The sequence below is a fragment of the Enterococcus sp. R12 genome, from assembly GCF_058135755.1.
This window is the reverse complement of record NZ_CM176874.1, coordinates 3,039,022-3,057,689: the sequence shown is the minus strand read 5'-3', so window position 1 is coordinate 3,057,689 and position 18,668 is coordinate 3,039,022. Positions and strand designations below refer to the sequence as shown.

Sequence of the window (18,668 nt, the reverse complement as noted above, 5' to 3'; positions counted from 1 at the left end):
GGTACATTTTTCAGAATATTCAAAAAAATTACTCGCCATAGGAATAGGACAGGATGAATAAACTGATTCAAAGTGGGAGTAGATGAAAAATGAAAAAGCGTTTGTTGGTTTTATGGAGTGTATTGGGGTTATTGATTCCTTATTTTTTACCAGCATCCATCGTTGTAGCAGAGGAAATTGAAACAAGCAGAGGAATTTACTTTTTATCTGAGCCAACAGAACAAGTAGATTTCTCGACTGAGAAAGAGCAACTGTCTGAGATTTTTCAAGAGGAAGACTGGGTATTTTTAAATCCAATCAATATTCGATTTTATGTAGAAGGACAGTTGGATTACCAAAAATATTTCCCCGTTTTTAGAGATGGGGATTTTCATCAATTGATTGATGAAAGCAGTTGGCAACTAGCACCATCAGAAGTAGCTGACTTTATCCAAAATCATAGTAGAACGACAAAACCAACCTCACCTATGACCTTTATTATCGTCAACTATGCTTGGTATGGTTTTTTTGATGAAACCTGGTACGACCTGTATTTGAACGAACCAGCTGATTTATCTGAATTGCTTTCCGATTTAGAGGAAACGATAATTATTCGAGATCTATTTACTGATTATCAGGACCAAGTAAAGCAAGAACAGTCAAATCAAAAAGCACTTGAATCTTCACAACAAAGTACATCCTCTAGAGAAGAAACCAATCACGATTTTTCGACTAGTACAGAATCGCAGGAAAACAAACAATCGGAAGAGTCAAAAGAAAATGTTGAAGGGGTTAGTGAAGAAAAACAAGTAGGATCTAATTCAAGCGAACATAGTTTTGATTCTGAAATGACTAGCAGTTTTGAAATCAATACAGACAATTCAGAATACAGTCGAGAAGTTCATTCAGACACTAATGAAACTTCATATTCTGTATCAAGTCAAACGGATTCTATTAAAAATAAAAAAAACAGTTTTCAGAGTGAGTGGGGAAATATTGATTATACGCAAAATTTTATTGTAACAAGCGATGTTCATCCTCACGGAGACATTGTGTCGACGAGTACGATGCATACTTTAAAAAATGATGACTTGTACTTTTTGATAAAATCATCGAATGGAAAATATTCCTATGCCAAAAGGTTATTTACGAATTCTTCGGGAGCATTAAGAGCATTTACGAATACCGAGCACATGTACTATGAACTTCTAGGCGGACAACGAGGAACAGCCAGACAATTAGGCACAGTGGGAATAAAAAAACCAGCGATACAATTTGAATTCAAAGAAGAATTCTACCGATTTTACGATAGGAATAAAAGTGAAGACCCCTGTCGGGGGCAAAGTTTAAACTACTTTTTGAACTGGATAATGTATTGGTCAGATACCGAAATATCGATTGTCAAATATCCTCGTTTATGGGACTTAGAGTATTTTGTTCGAGAAAATAACTTGAACATGAAGTATGAACCAGACACAATAGATTACACCAAGGGATTAAAAATAGCATCGGAAGACTCAACTGATATAGATATTCTGTCAACAGATACCATGCATACGTTGAAAAATGATGACTTGTATTTTTTGATAAAATCATCGAATGGAAAATATTCCTATGCGAAAAGGCTTTTTACGAATAACTCGGGAGTATTAAGAGCATTTACGAATACCGAGCACATGTACTATGAACTTCTAGGCGGACAACGAGGAACAGCCAGACAATTAGGCACAGTGGGAATAAAAAAACCAGCGATACAATTTGAATTCAAAGAAGAATTCTACCGATTTTACGATAGGAATAAAAGTGAAGACCCCTGTCGGGGGCAAAGTTTAAACTACTTTTTGAACTGGTTAACATATTGGTCAGATACTGAAATATCGATTGTCAAATATCCTCGCTTATGGGACTTAGAGTATTTTGTTCGAGAAAATAACTTGAACATGAAGTATGAGCCAGACACAATAGATTACACCAAGGGATTAAAAATAGCATCGGAAGACTCAACTGATATAGATATTCTGTCAACAGATACCATGCATACGTTGAAAAATGATGACTTGTATTTTTTGATAAAATCATCGAATGGAAAATATTCCTATGCGAAAAGGCTTTTTACGAATAACTCGGGAGTATTAAGAGCATTTACGAATACCGAGCACATGTACTATGAACTTCTAGGCGGACAACGAGGAACAGCCAGACAATTAGGCACAGTGGGAATAAAAAAACCAGCGATACAATTTGAATTCAAAGAAGAATTCTACCGATTTTACGATAGGAATAAAAGTGAAGACCCCTGTCGGGGGCAAAGTTTAAACTACTTTTTGAACTGGTTAACATATTGGTCAGATACTGAAATATCGATTGTCAAATATCCTCGCTTATGGGACTTAGAGTATTTTGTTCGAGAAAATAACTTGAACATGAAGTATGAGCCAGACACAATAGATTACACCAAGGGATTAAAAATAGCATCGGAAGACTCAACTGATATAGATATTCTGTCAACAGATACCATGCATACGTTGAAAAATGATGACTTGTATTTTTTGATAAAATCATCGAATGGAAAATATTCCTATGCGAAAAGGCTTTTTACGAATAACTCGGGAGTATTAAGAGCATTTACGAATACCGAGCACATGTACTATGAACTTCTAGGCGGACAACGAGGAACAGCCAGACAATTAGGCACAGTGGGAATAAAAAAACCAGCGATACAATTTGAATTCAAAGAAGAATTCTACCGATTTTACGATAGGAATAAAAGTGAAGACCCCTGTCGGGGGCAAAGTTTAAACTATTTTTTGAACTGGATAATGTATTGGTCAGATACTGAAATATCGATTGTCAAATATCCTCGCTTATGGGACTTAGAGTATTTTGTTCGAGAAAATAACTTGAACATGAAGTATGAGCCAGACACAATAGATTACACCAAGGGATTAAAAATAGCATCGGAAGACTCAATCGATATAGATATTCTGTCAACAGATACCATGCATACGTTGAAAAATGATGACTTGTATTTTTTGATAAAATCATCGAATGGAAAATATTCCTATGCGAAAAGGCTTTTTACGAATAACTCGGGAGTATTAAGAGCATTTACGAATACCGAGCACATGTACTATGAACTTCTAGGCGGACAACGAGGAACAGCCAGACAATTAGGCACAGTGGGAATAAAAAAACCAGCGATACAATTTGAATTCAAAGAAGAATTCTACCGATTTTACGATAGGAATAAAAGTGAAGACCCCTGTCGGGGGCAAAGTTTAAACTATTTTTTGAACTGGATAATGTATTGGTCAGATACTGAAATATCGATTGTCAAATATCCTCGCTTATGGGACTTAGAGTATTTTGTTCGAGAAAATAACTTGAACATGAAGTATGAGCCAGACACAATAGATTACACCAAGGGATTAAAAATAGCATCGGAAGACTCAATCGATATAGATATTCTGTCAACAGATACCATGCATACGTTGAAAAATGATGACTTGTATTTTTTGATAAAATCATCGAATGGAAAATATTCCTATGCGAAAAGGCTTTTTACGAATAACTCGGGAGTATTAAGAGCATTTACGAATACCGAGCACATGTACTATGAACTTCTAGGCGGACAACGAGGAACAGCCAGACAATTAGGCACAGTGGGAATAAAAAAACCAGCGATACAATTTGAATTCAAAGAAGAATTCTACCGATTTTACGATAGGAATAAAAGTGAAGACCCCTGTCGGGGGCAAAGTTTGAACTATTTTTTGAATTGGTTAACATATTGGACAGATAATGAGATCAAGATTGTAAACGATTCGGAAATTGATCTATATGTTGCGAAACAGAATAATGAAGTTCGAACATGGCATTTTTTTAAAGAAGGGCGCAAGTCAAATAGAAATCAATACTTTCTAATGAATCTAAATGATGTCACTCGATTAGACTTTGAAATAAATGGGTCTAAAAGCAAAAGACTAGCCATTTTTGATTCGAATAGAACTAAAGTTTTTGAAAGAAGTTATTTACAAAGTGGAAGAAATACATTAACCCTTGATTTACCTGCTGGCAGCTACTATATTGCGATGACGGATATTACAGCTGAAACAACGCTACAAATCAGGCGTCACCAGTTCAATGAGTTCCAGCTTTCAATTGATACCAATCCAGAGCGAACACATATCTACTTAAATGGTGTGTTTCATCAAGAATTGACCGACATATATGCTCCTCACCATCGACCGCTTCAATTACCAACAGCAGTAAGTGTTTCAAATACGTTAAATTCAGTTTGGCGAACCTCACGAGGAAGCCATCCAGTTTTAGATGCAATGTTTGGTAAAAACTACTTATTGGGCACTAATTTAAGAGAGCAAACATTTCCTAATGTTGGCAGTCTGCCATTAGGAAGTACGTCCCTTTCGGCGCCGTTGCAATATGTAGGAAACGGTCAGTTCTATACAGATGCTCAAATAGTCAATTTTGGTCCACAACAGCGATTTGTGATTACCGGGTCAACCTTACTTCTAGCGATGGCAGGAACGCTGGTCGTTTACTATGCAGCACATCTGATCCATACCAATCAGTTACAATTAACAACCCCGTCTATTTTTCGAGAATTTGAAACTGGTAGTTGGGAAGAGCTTGAAAAATTCACCTACCACGGGATCGTTTCCTATGAGGGGAAAACCTATGGAGTAAACGATGAGACGGGTGAAATCAAAAACACCGAAACTGGAGAAGAACTGCCTAAAAGTGTTATCCCAGATGATATCCGAAAATCTGCTGCAGGTGCCAGTAAATTGGCTATCAATAAGATTTTGGCAGAATTAAATGCATTAAAAATAGAAAATATTGATGACGAGTATGAATGGTATACTTTTAAAGACTTAGTCCAAGACGAGTTAGAAGGATATGGCAACAAACGAGGACATACAATTGAAAAACATGTAATGAAGTCGGATACTTACTTAAAAAATCGTCTGAATACAGATAACCTCCTATTTAGTTCAACTTACTATGGGGTAGTGGAAGCATTGATTGCCATCAATATGACCAAGCTTAAACATCCAGAAGTTTTTCAGAATGTAGGTAAACAGAAAGGGCAATTTATTGAAACCCCCGTTAAGCTAGGGAGAGGTTTTACACAAAGTAATATTCCTGTATCTCCATTATACAACAATCAACTATATCTAATGCCTTCTACTAGCGACAAAGGCTTCAGAGTATTGACTAGTTATCCTGTATTTAAAGTAGGGGATTAAAAACAGTAATTGAAAGGAACGATTTCAGTGCAAAGATTATATATGGAAGATATAAAAGAAATGAGCATCCAAAATGTTCTGGAGTTGAATGAATGGTATAAAAAATTAGGGGGAAAAGAAAGTTGCTACTTACTAGATAAGAAAAATTTTTTCACTGCAAATCGAACGAAGCAAAATCAAGAATATGAGTTTGTTTTTAGGAAAAGGCTTTATTTTTATCCATTTAACACACTAGGAGAATTAACAGAATATGCAACAAAGCATAAGTGCTATTTTGAATATCGAGGGAGTAATGAATCTACAAAAGAGCAGGAAAAAGAACGAGAAATGTCTTTTACAACAGTATCTTTCTGCAAAGATTCATTTTCAGAAACCCATAAGGATACTTTGATTTATCCCTTCTATCATTTTGAGATGGAAATCATTCCCAAGACAAAAACTAGCTCTGACTATGACTTTTTTAAAGAGTACATTTCAGATGATACACAGAATTTAGCTCCTAGTGATGAGGTACAATGTGTGCGCAGCTTATTCTATGAAGACATTGAAACGATGACAATAAAAAATGCTGAAGAATGGCAGAAATTTTATGATCAGTGGATTCAGAAACAAAATGCCCATTTTCTTGATCGAAAAGAATACTATCCAAATATAAAGCAGACCGTTGCTATTCAGTACCATAAACTGGAGATTCAAGCCTTCTCACAAGAAGAGTTGGAAATGGAGCTCAAGAAAGCAGGGTATCTTTTTAGCCATAAACCAGAGAATGGCTGGACAGAGCAACGTAATACCAAACTTCTTAAGATTGTCGATGAAGCAGGTAAACCTATCAGCTATCTGTTTCTCGGCGTGCGAGAAGATATCATTGAATTGAAAAAATAAACAACTTGTGACGAGCCCTTAAATGGAGTCAGTTAAAAACTAAAGACCCTTCCTTTCCCTAAAATCCTTCAATCTTTTTTTATTCAAATCAAAAGAAATTTCTGTTTAAAACCGCTAATTCTAGCGGTTTTTTTTGTTTGTTCAGAAGAAAGCGACAGGAGATAAGCATTTTTATCAAAATTTTGTCCTTTTCTTTTAAAGACCCAATGGAGAACCCAGTTTCTTTTAAAAAGCTGTGCCAGTTTTTTTGGAATTTGAGAGCCAAAATGCCAACATTTTGGAGAAAAACTGCTATCACTGACGATTGAAGCCGCTCTCATCGCCGAATTCACACAAATAATCAGAATTTTTCAATGCCAAATAAGACCGAAATAAAAATTTTCCAGGCTGATTTTGTCAGTTACTCAGAGCTGATTTATTTCATAATCATAGTAAATCAAGAGGCACTTTAGGAGTGATTATTATGTAGATTGAAAAAATGTTGGATTGTTTTGTTGCTAGATAAGAATAAGAAAGAAGGTTCAATAATGAAACCAAAGAAAAAAATGATAACCAAATTTGTTATTGCCACGTCACTTTTCACTGCAGGAAGCATCGTTGTGCCCGTTGTGGGATCTGTTTCTGCTTATGCTGCAACGACCGGACCTGTTGCAGATAACACAACTGATCGTTCCATTACCCTTTGGAAATATGAAGTGAAAGATTTATCTGAGCTTGGCGACCGTGGCGACGGGGAAAAAGAAGATGTTACGAAGACACCGCTAGCAGGGATCAAATTCCTTATTCAACGTGTAAAACCAGTTGGCAATGCGGCGTTAACGAATCCACTTGTTCAAAAAGAAGGAACAGATTACACGATTGATACTACATTTACTGCTCAAACAGTGACGACCGGCGCAGATGGGTCTGTTGTAGCTGACTTGGGAACTGGTAATGCAGCAGACGGTATCTATCTAGTTACCGAATTAGAAGATGACCGTGGTGTTTCTCCTGCTGTCGCAAAACCAGCAGATCCATTCTTTGTGCAAGTACCACAAACGGATCGTGATGATCTAGGCTCATTGATTTATAACGTAGAAGTACAACCGAAAAACTTGATGGAATCGCTACTTGAACCAGATAAGACGGTTGAAGAAGGAAAAGGATTCTCAAACAAAGCGGGCAACCACTTTACATGGGAAGCCAACGCATCTCTTCCAAGCGGATTGTATCAAGTTGCGTCACAAGACATGGTCATTACACCAGTCTATGACAAAGATGGTACTCAAATTGCGGATATTCCAGTAAAAGCAGGCGATGAAATTTACGCTGATTACTATACGATTCGCGATACGCTGAACGAAAAGATTTTATTGGATGGCTTAACAGTTAATACGAAGACCGATACTGGTGACTGGGTAGCGCTTCAACCAGGAACGGATTATACCGTTACATTGAACGGTACTGATGTGACTGCAGGTCCAATCACTGACCAATCTGAAAATGCAAAAGCTGTTGCTGTTAGCTTGACAGAAGCTGGTATGAAGAAAGTTGCAACTAACAGTGATACTAAGATCCAAGTTGTTTTTGAAACCCATACCGATAAAGACTTTAATGGAACCATCATCAACCACATGGATGTTGACTATTTGAGTCCAGGTCTTAAACCAGTTGAAGTTCCTTCTCCACCAGAAGAAGACCCAGAATACTACACTGGTGGTTTCGATCTTAAGAAAACAGCAGAAGATGAAGCAAAATTATTGGCAGGTGCGGAATTCCATCTTGCAACCAGTGAAGAAGATGCCAAAGCCAACAAATTCTTGGCTTCTGATGGCAAAACGTACACTTTGAATAATGACGGAACAACAACTCCTGAATTACCAACTGGCGTCACATTATTAAAAGCAACGTCAAACGATCAAGGGCTTGCAGAATTTAACGGTCTTGAATTGAACTGGTATACCGACACAGACGGTGACGGACAACAAGACATTGGTACTGAGCCAACATTTGCTAAAGAAGACATCAAACGCGATTACTGGGTCGTTGAAACAAAAGCCCCAGAAGGCTATGAATTGTTGAAAGCACCACAAAAAATCACAGTGAATCTAGCAAGTGAAACCAATGACGTCATTGAAGCAACCATCGTCAATGAAACGAAGACTGATTTACCATTCACCGGGGGCGCTGGAACGACCTTGTTGATCGCCATTGCAATTGGCGCCATCACGATTGGTACAGCTGCAGTAGTGATTGATAAAAAACGTCAAACCAACTAAGAGGAGTTCAGAAGGAAAGAATGAGGTGACTTAAGGAATGAATAAATTTAAATTGAATACACTTGTCGCCGTTCTGTTTCCGGTTGTACTCGCTTTGTTGATTATCTGGGCTATTCCGTCTGCCTCTACGTTAAAGGCAGATGATAGTGGTTCTTCTTCAGCTAATGAGGATTCAAATGCGGAGGTGATCGTTGTTCCAACAACTGTGACGGATAAGAGTTTGCAAGAGTTGACAAATAAGGAATACACTTCTAAAGATTCCTTAAATAAACCTGTCTACTTTAGTGAAGCGACGTCAGAGGAAATCGGAACTACTGCTAGTTCTCCTATTCAAATGGGAGAAGGCAAAATTAGTTTGAAAACAGGAACAGCAACATTTGATACAAATGACAATCCTGGGTATGACTCGAATGAGACGAATACCATTGTTCGTTCTCACGATCAAGTGATTTATCTTGTTTCATTTACGATTCAAAATAGTACGAAAGATCAAGATTACACCAATATTCGTTATCGATTGAAAGCGACTCTTCCTAATGCAATTACCAAAGATAGTAATGGCGTACCGCAAGTCAATGGAGAAATTGCAAACGGGACTTATGTTGATACGGGAGCAGGTGATGGTACCCAGTATTCGGAAGGTGTCATGGAATCTGCCATTAGTGATACGGGGCAGATCTTTGTGCCAGTCGTAGTAAATGTGTTCGATGCAAAGCATGGGACGGTGATGCAACCGACTTTTGAGTTAACCATAATAGATGCTGAAAATTTGGAAAGTGGTATAACTGAATCTATCAACAATGTGTATGATTCTGAATTTGCTGTTCCACAGACAACAGTTTCTGCTAAACCATCAGTAGAAATTCAATTGGTTTCTGGGGATAGAAAAAAAGGAACAGAAGTATTTGGTGGAAGCAACGCTAATCTAGATGCATACGATGTAGGGGCAGTGACAATCTTGCGTCCGTTGGAAGGAAGAGCTACCGGCGATTATCGAGGAGCATCTTTTCCAAGTGGACCCATTACTTACACAATTAAGCAAAAGGGAACGTATCAAGTTAATGGAAGTTCCACGACGAATAATTTAACCACTGCTCAGTACACTAATTACTCAATCGGAGCTTATGCACCAGCAACTTATCAGCGGACACAAGCATTTACCAAAAACGTTGGGACGGTAAATACCAATGTATTTACTGCACCGTTAGCGACTCCCAACGCCAGCACTGGTGAGATTTATTCCACACAACCAAAAGGAGTGCTGGAAGAGATTGGTGTCTATGAATCAGGTAACTTTAATGTTACCACGAATGGAAATGTCACTAACTCCGACTATGCTGGGGTGGTCAATCCATATACGTACCTCATGACTGGAAATAGAACCACTAGTAGCTCATCCAAAGCGTTTTCGAGTTTAGAGCTCATTATGTCTTGGGACCGTACCCAAACAGAAGCGCTTGCCCGAGCAAACAATTGGAATAGATACGATATGAGCTTTTATGTGGATTCTGTTTCCTATGATGGGGTGACAACTTCCAACAATTCAAGTATTTCATATCCTAACATTGTCGCAGCATCCGGGGCGTATGTTTGTGGTCCAGTATTTGCAAAAGCTGGCACCTCTGATATGCATAGTTGGTTGACTAATTTATCACTAAATCAAACTAGTATTTCAACTAACACAGGAAATGCCCGCTTGTCTTCTGGCGATTCAATCGTTGCTTTTGATTTCATCGGTACAACCAATGATGCCGTCTTTGAAGAAGATACTATACTAATGTGGGATCCAAGTGCTTTAGAATATGATACTTCAAGACCCTCTACTGTTGATCCTATTACTGATAAACCTAGATTTATGTATGGCGTTGCGAAGAATTTTTCAAATACTGCTCCTGTAACGATGAAAGTCCAATCTTTTAGCGTGACACAGCAACTGTACAACTGGTATGCCACACCAGAAGAGGCTGTAGCTAGTGGAGGAGAAATATCTGCCGTTGCTGCTTATGTAAAAACATCGGTCCCGACAGGGTGGAAAGGTATGCCGAGAATTCCATTGACAGTTATTCAAAAGCAACCTGGTAATATTACGCCTGCAGGTAACCCGTTAGTCCTGTTGAGTACGCATCAATTTAAAGATTACAATGGGAATGTTCTCTATGATCCTTTAGCTGGCACGACTGGGACATACCTCCCAACCCAATATAATTCTAATGGAGTAGCAACCTCTATTCCGATGACCTATTATTGTATTTTTGGTGAATCAGCTTATGTGAATCCTTTCAGTATTTTAACTAAGACAGAAGTTGAAAAAGAACTTTATGATACATCTGAAACGATTTCTATTAAAGTAACTGGAACATTGACAGGAACAAGCACAGTTGACTATGACGGTGCATTGACAACTACATTACCCAAAGGCATCCATTACGAAGCAAATTCTAGTAAGGATGCAAAAGGAAATAGTCTTCCAGAACCGACTATTACAAATAATGCGGACGGAACGACAAAACTTCGCTGGTCCTTCTCAGACATGCCATTGACAACTGGGGTAGAAGTTAATTTCAAAGCAGCTTCTGAATTTCCAAAGCTTAGTTTTGATTCCAGTGGTTTTACCGGTAACTTAACAGTATCTACTGTTGGAGAAATGTGGCGATCAGGTGATTCGTCGGTGAAAGATGAAACCGACGAAACAATTCGTTCCTCTTCGGATACCTTCAAAGAAAAATTGATCCAACAAGTAATCGTCAGCAAAACTGGTGACAAAAAACTTATTGAAGTTGGTGATGATACACCAGTTGGAGTAACCGATGCTATCAAGTATACGATGACGACGAAAAACGAATCTGCACAACCGATTAAAGATGTTCGAATCAGCGATGTTCTTCCATATGATGGTGACTCAAGAGGCACGATCTTCCACGGAAGTTACAAGGTGACAGAAGTAGCGGTTGATGATCCAAATGCAAAAATCTATTTCACAAATGAGACAGTGAGTGAAACAACTGATCCTAATGATATTAACGATTGGACACTGTATTCAAGTAATTCTGACATCTCAAAAGCCAAAGGATTTTTAGTGACGACAGAGTCACTACCAGTTGGTGACACGATCACACTGACAGTCACCATTGATCCAAGTGGGCAAAAACCAGGAGATGTTTTGGTCAATAATATTCGGTTCAATTCTTATTTGGACATGGATGTTCGCTCGCAGAATTTTGAAACCACCGTCTACGGTCGTGATTTTACCGGTGTGGCTTGGTATGACGATAACTTAGATGGCTTGATCGGCAATTTGGCAAATGGCACCAAGGAATTGGCTGCCCAAGACATTCCAGTCAAGCTTTATCGCACAAGCTTTGTAGAGGAAACGTACCAAAACGAGTTAGTCAAGGAAAGCTTATCGGGGGAAAAGTTCGTTGATGACTCGGGGAATTCATTGATCAAGACCGATGCAACTGGGAAATATATTTTCCAAAACTTGCCAGAAGGCGAGTACATTGCTGAATTTGTGGTTGGTGATCAAGTGGTTCAAAAGAAATTTGCAGTAACGACTCCTTTGGTTGGAGACGATCCTAAACTAAACTCCAAAGCGGATCAAGATACATTTAAAACAGTAGCGTATGATTTACCAGAATTAACAGATTTAGCGGCAGATGAAAATCTGAAAGATCAGGTACACCATGTGACAGATGTCAACATTGGCTTGATCCGCCTGTCTACTATTCGGTTATTTAAATACGAAACAGGAACTGCCGTTGATGCAAATGGAGATGGAAAGTTAAGTGATGTCGAAAAAGCTTCAGGAAAAGCGTTAGCTGATGCCACCTTTGATCTATACAAAGGCAATGATCAAACGGAAAAAGTCGGTAGTGCAACCACCGATGCAAGCGGCTATTTGAACTTCACGGGTATCCAACCAGGCGAATACAATCTTGTAGAGACAAAAGCACCTGCCGGATACGAATTGATCAAAAAACCAATCAAAGTCACGATTGGTGAGGGAAATCAAACCATCATGGTTTATCAAGAAAACGATAAAACGACTGAATTGCCTCAAGCAGGGGTTAACGGACCGATGGTTTGGCTCGTAGGAATTGCCTGTGCATTTGGTTTGGCAGGTATCTGGGCGTTGTATTACTACTATGATCAGCTTAGAAAGAAAGGAGCGTAAGTAAATGAAAAAAATATCGGTTTTCTTTCTCGCGTTCCTCTTTCTATTAGGGCTAGGGGTATCTTCGATTCCAGCACATGCTGCTGAAGCAAGCAATGAATCCTATGCGATTTCAATTTTGAAATATAAGTTAAGTGATTCTACGGTTCTTTCTTCTGAGTTGCCTATGGATGGAACGAAAGTCGATCAAGTCGTAGATGAAAACGGCAATGTTCTTGCTCCTTTACCAGGAATCTCTTATGAGATCACGAGGGTATCACCTGTCCAAGGACAATCGACCTTTGAACCAGTCGTCGGAGAAGATGCTTTTTCAATAACCGTCACCACCGATCAAAATGGATTGGCACGGGTTGCTGATTTAGCTAGTGGGACCTATCAAGTCATTGAAAAAGACAATCAATTGTTGAAATCAGTGATGGACCCAGTCATTGTGGAGGTTCCTTTGCCACAACGGGAAGGAGAGGCGTTAAAAGAAGTCTTTCTCTATCCTAAATCAAGTGTGGTGGATGCAACAGGAACGACCCCTCCAGGAACCACTCCTGATGGGGGCACGCAACGGCTGCCGCAAACGAGTGGAAATATCGGAAATGCGCAACCATTGTACCTTATTCTAGTGTTTATCATTAGTATGGGCGCGATTGGGATAAGGGCTCTGAAGACGAAACACAACAAGTTTTAATGGCTCGTTAGGCAGGGCAGTCCTAAAAAAACTGTCCTGCTTTTTTCAATAAAAGTACTTAGTTATAAAAAACAGATACATACAAATTGACCGAAATATAAACAGTCGGGTCAAAGATGGGAAAGGAGAAAAAATGAGGCAACGTCAACCAAGAAAAAAGCACTCATTCTTAATGATTTTTGCCATTACTATGATAACGGTTGGGTTCCTCGTACTTCTTTATCCAATCATCGGCAATTATTTATCCAATCGAGAACGAAGTCAAGCAGAGGTCGCTTATGACCAAACCATGGAAAAAATGAGTGAGCAGGAAAAAAAAGCACAATACGAGCTAGCACAAAAGTATAACGAGTATATTTTTGCGAAGCAGCAAGGAGAAAATCCTGAACCGGTCGTTTATGAAAGTGCCTTGAAAAATCAATCTGGTGTCATGGGAACCATTGATATTCCAGCAATTGATATTAAAGAGATGCCCTTTTATCATGGTACCTCTTATAAAACACTTGATAAGGGCTTAGGGCATTTCGAACCAACGTCGATCCCGATCGGCGGTGAAAATACCCGCTCTGTGATAACAGGACACAGCGGGGTGAAAAATCAGGTCCTATTTACGGATGTACGAAATCTAGTAGAAGGCGATTTGTTTTTTATCAATATTTTAGGAGAACGGTTGGCCTATCAGATCACTTCATTTGAAGAAATCTTACCAAGTGAAGTGGAGAAAGTAAAAATCAACTTGGGGAAAGATGAAGTGACTTTACTCACGTGTACCCCACCTGGAATCAATACTTACCGCTTGCTGGTTACAGGAAAAAGAGTGCCATATAGCTATGCGATACAAAAGAAGGTAACCAAGCGTAACGTGTGGAGTTACCAAAATATCGTTTTAGGGACACTTGCGATCAACCTGGTTCTTTTCTTGATCCTGATCATGGTATACCGCTATTGGTTACGCTATTTTCGTTCGCCAGATCCGAAACGATCCGAGCGAGGACGCAAAAATCTGAAACGACTCTTCTTTGTGACGAAAACGTATTTTGCACTCGTCTTTCTTAGCATGTTGGCGATTTTAGCGGTTGCCTTTTATGGGTACTTACAAATGCAGCAAGAAACCGCAACAGCTGCCGTTGATGTAGGGGTTGAAGAGACGTTGAGTGACTACAATTTGAGTAAGATACAACGTGCTGATTATGAAGAAAAACAAATTGCCAGTGTGAATGTGGCGGATTATGCAAGTGCCAAGAGCGCATTGCAGCTTTCAACAAACAACTGGGGAATCGGGAAGCTCGTGATCCCAGAGCAATCGATTGATTTGCCGATACTCGCTGGATTAGCCAACCAAAATTTATTAACGGGGGCAGCAACATTTCGCCAAGAACAGCAATTAGGAAAAGACAACTACGTTTTGCTCGCCCATAACATTTATGAACAAGATGTACTGATGCATCGCATCAAGTTTTTAGAAGAAGGGGACAAGATCTATACGACCGATTTTAAAGATGTCTATATCTATACGGTCTCTCTCAATAAAGTGGTCGAAGAAACAGAGGTTTCTTATATTGAAAAAAACAAACCAGGAGCCTCGCCGATCCTCACGCTTTTGCGATGTGAGGGGAATATAGGAACGCCTTATCGACGAGTCGTTCAAGGAGAATTGCAGGCGGTGGAATCGATTCAGGGAATGACGAAAGCAGAAATGGCTACCATGGGTCTGAAGCAATCGACCGAAAAGTCCACTGGGAAAATCGTTGAAGAAAATCCAATTTCATTTTTTCAAAGCTTTGCCATGATCGTTGCTGCACGGTTCGTCAAAGATCCGCTTCAGACGATGTTACCGATGTTTTTGTTCTTTATGCTCCCGATCTTATTCTTTAGTATTATCCGTTGATCGTTCAGCGGCAAGAAAAATGTGAAAAGTTCCCTCTGTCAGAAAAGTGTTAATCAAAGAAAGGAAAAAAGAAGGTGCAACCATGAAAAAAAAGACCATTGCTGTTTGTACAGCTTTATTCGGATTACTAGTGATCCAAAATGGGGTCGGTCAGCCGTTACATGCGGAAGACCAATCCGTTACGGAAGCAACTGATGCCAGTGTTCTGGAGCTTCCCGAAGAAACGGTGCCATCTAGTACGGAAAGTATGGAAGTTCCGATGAGCTCAGAAGAAGTGACCGTGCCAAGTACCGTGCCAAGTGAAGAAGTTCCCGCTACTTCTTCAGAAGATAGTCAGGAGACCGTCAGCTCAGCGCCAGTTGAATCAGAAACAACTCCTACTAGCTCTGAAAGTTCCACCAGTCAATCGACTGAAGCAAGTACTGCTCCTAGCGAAACGTCAACACCGACGGAAACAAGTGAATCAACGACACCGAGCTCAGAACCAACTTCTTCCAGTACGAGTAATGTTTCGTCTTCTTCAAAAGAACCAACGGCAACTACGCCAAGTTCTACGGAAACGTCTACCGAAGCTGTTGCCGATGAAGAACTAGAAAAAGACAAGAAACCAGCGGCGTCTAGTTCACCAGCAAAACAAGAGCAAAGCGTTGCCCTTCCTGCTAATACCCAATCAGAGACATTCAATAAAGAGCGTTTGCCTGAGTCAGCCGTTTCACAACTCTTGTCTGAGATCAATAGGACCACGCTAGATGCTTCCCTCCGAGTAAGTGAGGTTGCTGAAACGGATCTAAAAGGCTTTGAACTGCCGCTTTTAAAGACATTCACAGATAAGAGTAAAGCCATTTTGATTTATGAAGGTATCAAGCAAGTGGGACTTTTCGAACTCAGTAACGAAAAAAATAAGGATGGAAAAAAGATCCCCCTAGAAAGCACGGAAGTTCTCATCAATACCCTGTTGGAGAATCTCTTTGATCAATCACTGAAAACGAGCCATAAAGAAGAAGTTCCTCGTGAAGAAAAACAAGCGGGAGACTTGTTGTACCATCAGGGAAAACTGCTGGGTTTGTATTTAGGCGGTGACCATTACGTAACGGTTGGAGAACCGACAACCAAAGAAATCGAAGAACACTCAGAGTTGGCTAACCAGAAGGTTGCTAAGATTGGTCTTCTTTCAAAAGAGAAATTGGCGGATGAATCAGTAACTGTTCAGCGGCTTGCTGAGAACAAGCTGACAACCTATGGCAAAGAAGTGGAAAAAGCGTACCCTGCTTCAATGGATTTCTCCGAAAACGCTCAAACACAAACATTCATTCAAGCCATTGCAAAATCGGCACAAAAGTTAGGTCTTGATTACGATGTCTTTGCTTCGGTAATGATTGCGCAAGCGATTTTAGAAAGCGGCTCGGGAACCAGCGCATTATCAAGTGCACCAAACTATAATTTATTCGGAGTAAAGGGAAGCTATCAAGGATCATCAGTGAGTTTTGCTACCCAAGAAGACCGTGGAAATGGGGAGTTGTATACAATTCAAGCTGCTTTTCGCAAATACCCTAGTTATGCACAATCCCTTGGTGACTATGTCAGCTTGCTTCGAGGAGGCATTCAGGGCAATGAACTGTTTTATCAAGACACGTGGCGTTCCACTGCCAAAAACTATTTGCGAGCGGCAGATGCCCTCACCGGAAAGTATGCGACGGACACGACCTATAATCAAAAAATCAGTTCTTTGATCGCTGCGTACCACTTAACCCAATATGATCAAACCTTGAGTGCAAGTACGACATCAACCAGTAGCATCATGGTAGGAAAAGAGAAAATTCCAGAAACCTATCGAAAGGAAATGACGTATCCCGACTATGATGGGAAAAATTACAATGTATCGGGATCCTATCCCGTGGGGCAATGTACCTGGTATGCCTACAATCGTGTGGCGCAATTAGGGAAATCAGTTGATGACTATATGGGAAATGGTGGCGAGTGGGGGGCAACTGCGAAGCGTCTAGGCTACGAAACAAGCCAAGTACCTAAAGCAGGATGGCTTATTTCATTTACCCCTGGTACAGCCGGATCTGATCCGAATTACGGACACGTTGCTTTTGTTGAAGCGGTGACCGATGAAGGAATCTTGATCTCCGAAGGAAATGTCGTCGGCGGCACAAAAATCTCTTATCGGGTCATTGGCAATGATTTAGCCTATTCGGAGTTAGTGACCTATGTGGAACCTAGGTAAAACAGAAAAAGAAAAGGTTGCCGCCAATCACAAAATGACCTTCGCTTATGTTTTACTCTTACTCATCGGCGTCGTCAGTGTGAGCCTTATTGCTTTCTTTTTTACGCAGTATAGTATTCATCCAGTGGCTGGCAGCTCGATGGAACCGACCATTAAAGATGGTCAACAGGTAGCTATCAAAAAAACACAAACTTTACAACGTTATGCAACCGTTGCGTTTTCCGCTTCCAGTGAGGATGGAATGTTTATCAAGCGAATCATTGGGGTGCCAGGAGATAAACTTATTGTTCAAAACGATGTGCTGATTCTTGACTTTGAAACAGAGTCAGCCTTTGCTTCTACGATTCAAGTAAAACTACAAGCCAACGTTGCTGAGCAATTAAAAGAATTGCATGAAATTCCTGCAGGCTATTATTTTGTTCTGGGGGATCATATGGCTGTCTCAAAAGACAGTCGCAGCTTTGGCTTAATCAAAAAAACGCAAGTGGAAGGCATCTTAACTGCTATTCTGCCAAGCGTAAAAGGAGGTCGTCAAGTGTTGATTATAAAAGGAATCGCGATAGGAGTAATCCTTTTGGTATTTGGAATTTTAGCTAGTCGCTTCCTGATTCATTATCGGATGGAACAAGCAAAAAAACTGACAGGTCATCCAGCTGTTTTTTACAAGAAACTACAAATATTAAAGCAACTGGAAACGCAGAAAACGACCCTGTTTTTAATGATAACCACCCTCTTAATGGGCATCGTCGTTTTTTTACTGATGGTTTCTTTGTTCCAAGTTGAAAATCAGTTCTTTCAACGAAACGAGCAAGTAACACAATTGGAAAAAGAGGTTCAGAAAATAAAAACCCAACAAAATGAAGTGCTGTCCAAGGTTACTGTTCGCTCGTATCCAGAAGAAGGCATTGGACTTGCTGACATCTCTTGGGAAGCACTAACGAAAAGTCAAGAGCAAGAAGCCCTGCAACCGAAAATTGAAACGGAGCTGACACAAAAGCTCGTCCCTTATTTTGGCTTAACACAAGCAATTATTTCATTAGATGTTCCTTCCCAAACACTGTCGATCGCCATGACAGGAGCGACTGAGAATGAAGAAAACCGCAAAAAAATCGAGGGCAATATCACCGCTTTTGTAGCAGAATCCAAAGAAATTCCGAAGCTCATGCAGATTACGATCGAAATTCAAATGACCACTGAGAAAGAAACCGAAACAATCTATGAAGAGATTTTTCTTCGTGAGAAGGATACCGATGCATTTTCTAAAGTAGAAAAAAATGAAGTGAACGAACAGAAAGGAAAAGGATAATT

General features: G+C 39.8%; 8 protein-coding genes. All 8 read left to right on the top strand.

What is annotated here, in order from left to right:
- The first annotated feature begins 89 nt into the window (after positions 1–89).
- The 8 genes from ACTW1R_RS14120 to lepB all read left to right on the top strand — a co-directional run bounded on the left by ACTW1R_RS14120 (position 90) and on the right by lepB (position 18,666).
- Positions 90–5,249 carry an RNase A-like domain-containing protein gene (locus ACTW1R_RS14120; protein ID WP_489927305.1) on the top strand — a complete coding sequence of 1,720 codons (5,160 nt, stop codon included), beginning with the start codon at positions 90–92 and terminating at the stop codon, positions 5,247–5,249.
- Between the two features lie 27 nt (positions 5,250–5,276).
- Complete coding sequence (locus tag ACTW1R_RS14115; RefSeq protein ID WP_375826467.1) at positions 5,277–6,131, top strand: hypothetical protein; 855 nt, start codon at positions 5,277–5,279, stop codon at positions 6,129–6,131.
- A 527-nt stretch (positions 6,132–6,658) separates the two neighbouring features.
- Positions 6,659–8,389, top strand: a complete 1,731-nt coding sequence (locus ACTW1R_RS14110; protein WP_375826468.1) for a SpaH/EbpB family LPXTG-anchored major pilin — start codon at positions 6,659–6,661, stop codon at positions 8,387–8,389.
- Positions 8,390–8,426: 37 nt separating this feature from the next.
- On the top strand, positions 8,427–12,563 hold the full coding sequence (locus ACTW1R_RS14105) for a SpaA isopeptide-forming pilin-related protein (protein ID WP_375826469.1): 4,137 nt from the start codon (positions 8,427–8,429) through the stop codon (positions 12,561–12,563).
- 4 nt (positions 12,564–12,567) lie between these two features.
- Positions 12,568–13,242, top strand: coding sequence for a pilin N-terminal domain-containing protein (locus ACTW1R_RS14100; RefSeq protein ID WP_156236563.1), 675 nt, complete (start codon positions 12,568–12,570; stop codon positions 13,240–13,242).
- 133 nt (positions 13,243–13,375) lie between these two features.
- Complete coding sequence (locus tag ACTW1R_RS14095; RefSeq protein WP_156236561.1) at positions 13,376–15,130, top strand: sortase family protein; 1,755 nt, start codon at positions 13,376–13,378, stop codon at positions 15,128–15,130.
- Positions 15,131–15,212: 82 nt separating this feature from the next.
- Positions 15,213–17,360: a glucosaminidase domain-containing protein gene (locus ACTW1R_RS14090; RefSeq protein WP_375826470.1), complete on the top strand. Its 2,148-nt coding sequence runs from the start codon at positions 15,213–15,215 to the stop codon at positions 17,358–17,360.
- Entirely contained in the window at positions 17,344–18,666 is a 1,323-nt protein-coding gene (gene lepB / locus ACTW1R_RS14085; protein ID WP_489927304.1) for a signal peptidase I, read from the top strand. The genes ACTW1R_RS14090 and lepB overlap by 17 nt, the downstream gene beginning before the upstream one ends.
- Positions 18,667–18,668: the final 2 nt, after the last annotated feature.

What these genes read in the sequence shown, in the direction of transcription:
- ACTW1R_RS14120 (WP_489927305.1), top strand. Translation starts at nt 90, where the DNA reads ATGAAAAAGCGTTTGTTGGTTTTATGGAGTGTATTGGGGTTATTGATT.
- ACTW1R_RS14110 (WP_375826468.1), top strand. Translation starts at nt 6,659, where the DNA reads ATGAAACCAAAGAAAAAAATGATAACCAAATTTGTTATTGCCACGTCA.
- ACTW1R_RS14105 (WP_375826469.1), top strand. Translation starts at nt 8,427, where the DNA reads ATGAATAAATTTAAATTGAATACACTTGTCGCCGTTCTGTTTCCGGTT.
- ACTW1R_RS14100 (WP_156236563.1), top strand. Translation starts at nt 12,568, where the DNA reads ATGAAAAAAATATCGGTTTTCTTTCTCGCGTTCCTCTTTCTATTAGGG.
- ACTW1R_RS14095 (WP_156236561.1), top strand. Translation starts at nt 13,376, where the DNA reads ATGAGGCAACGTCAACCAAGAAAAAAGCACTCATTCTTAATGATTTTT.
- ACTW1R_RS14090 (WP_375826470.1), top strand. Translation starts at nt 15,213, where the DNA reads ATGAAAAAAAAGACCATTGCTGTTTGTACAGCTTTATTCGGATTACTA.
- lepB (WP_489927304.1), top strand. Translation starts at nt 17,344, where the DNA reads ATGTGGAACCTAGGTAAAACAGAAAAAGAAAAGGTTGCCGCCAATCAC.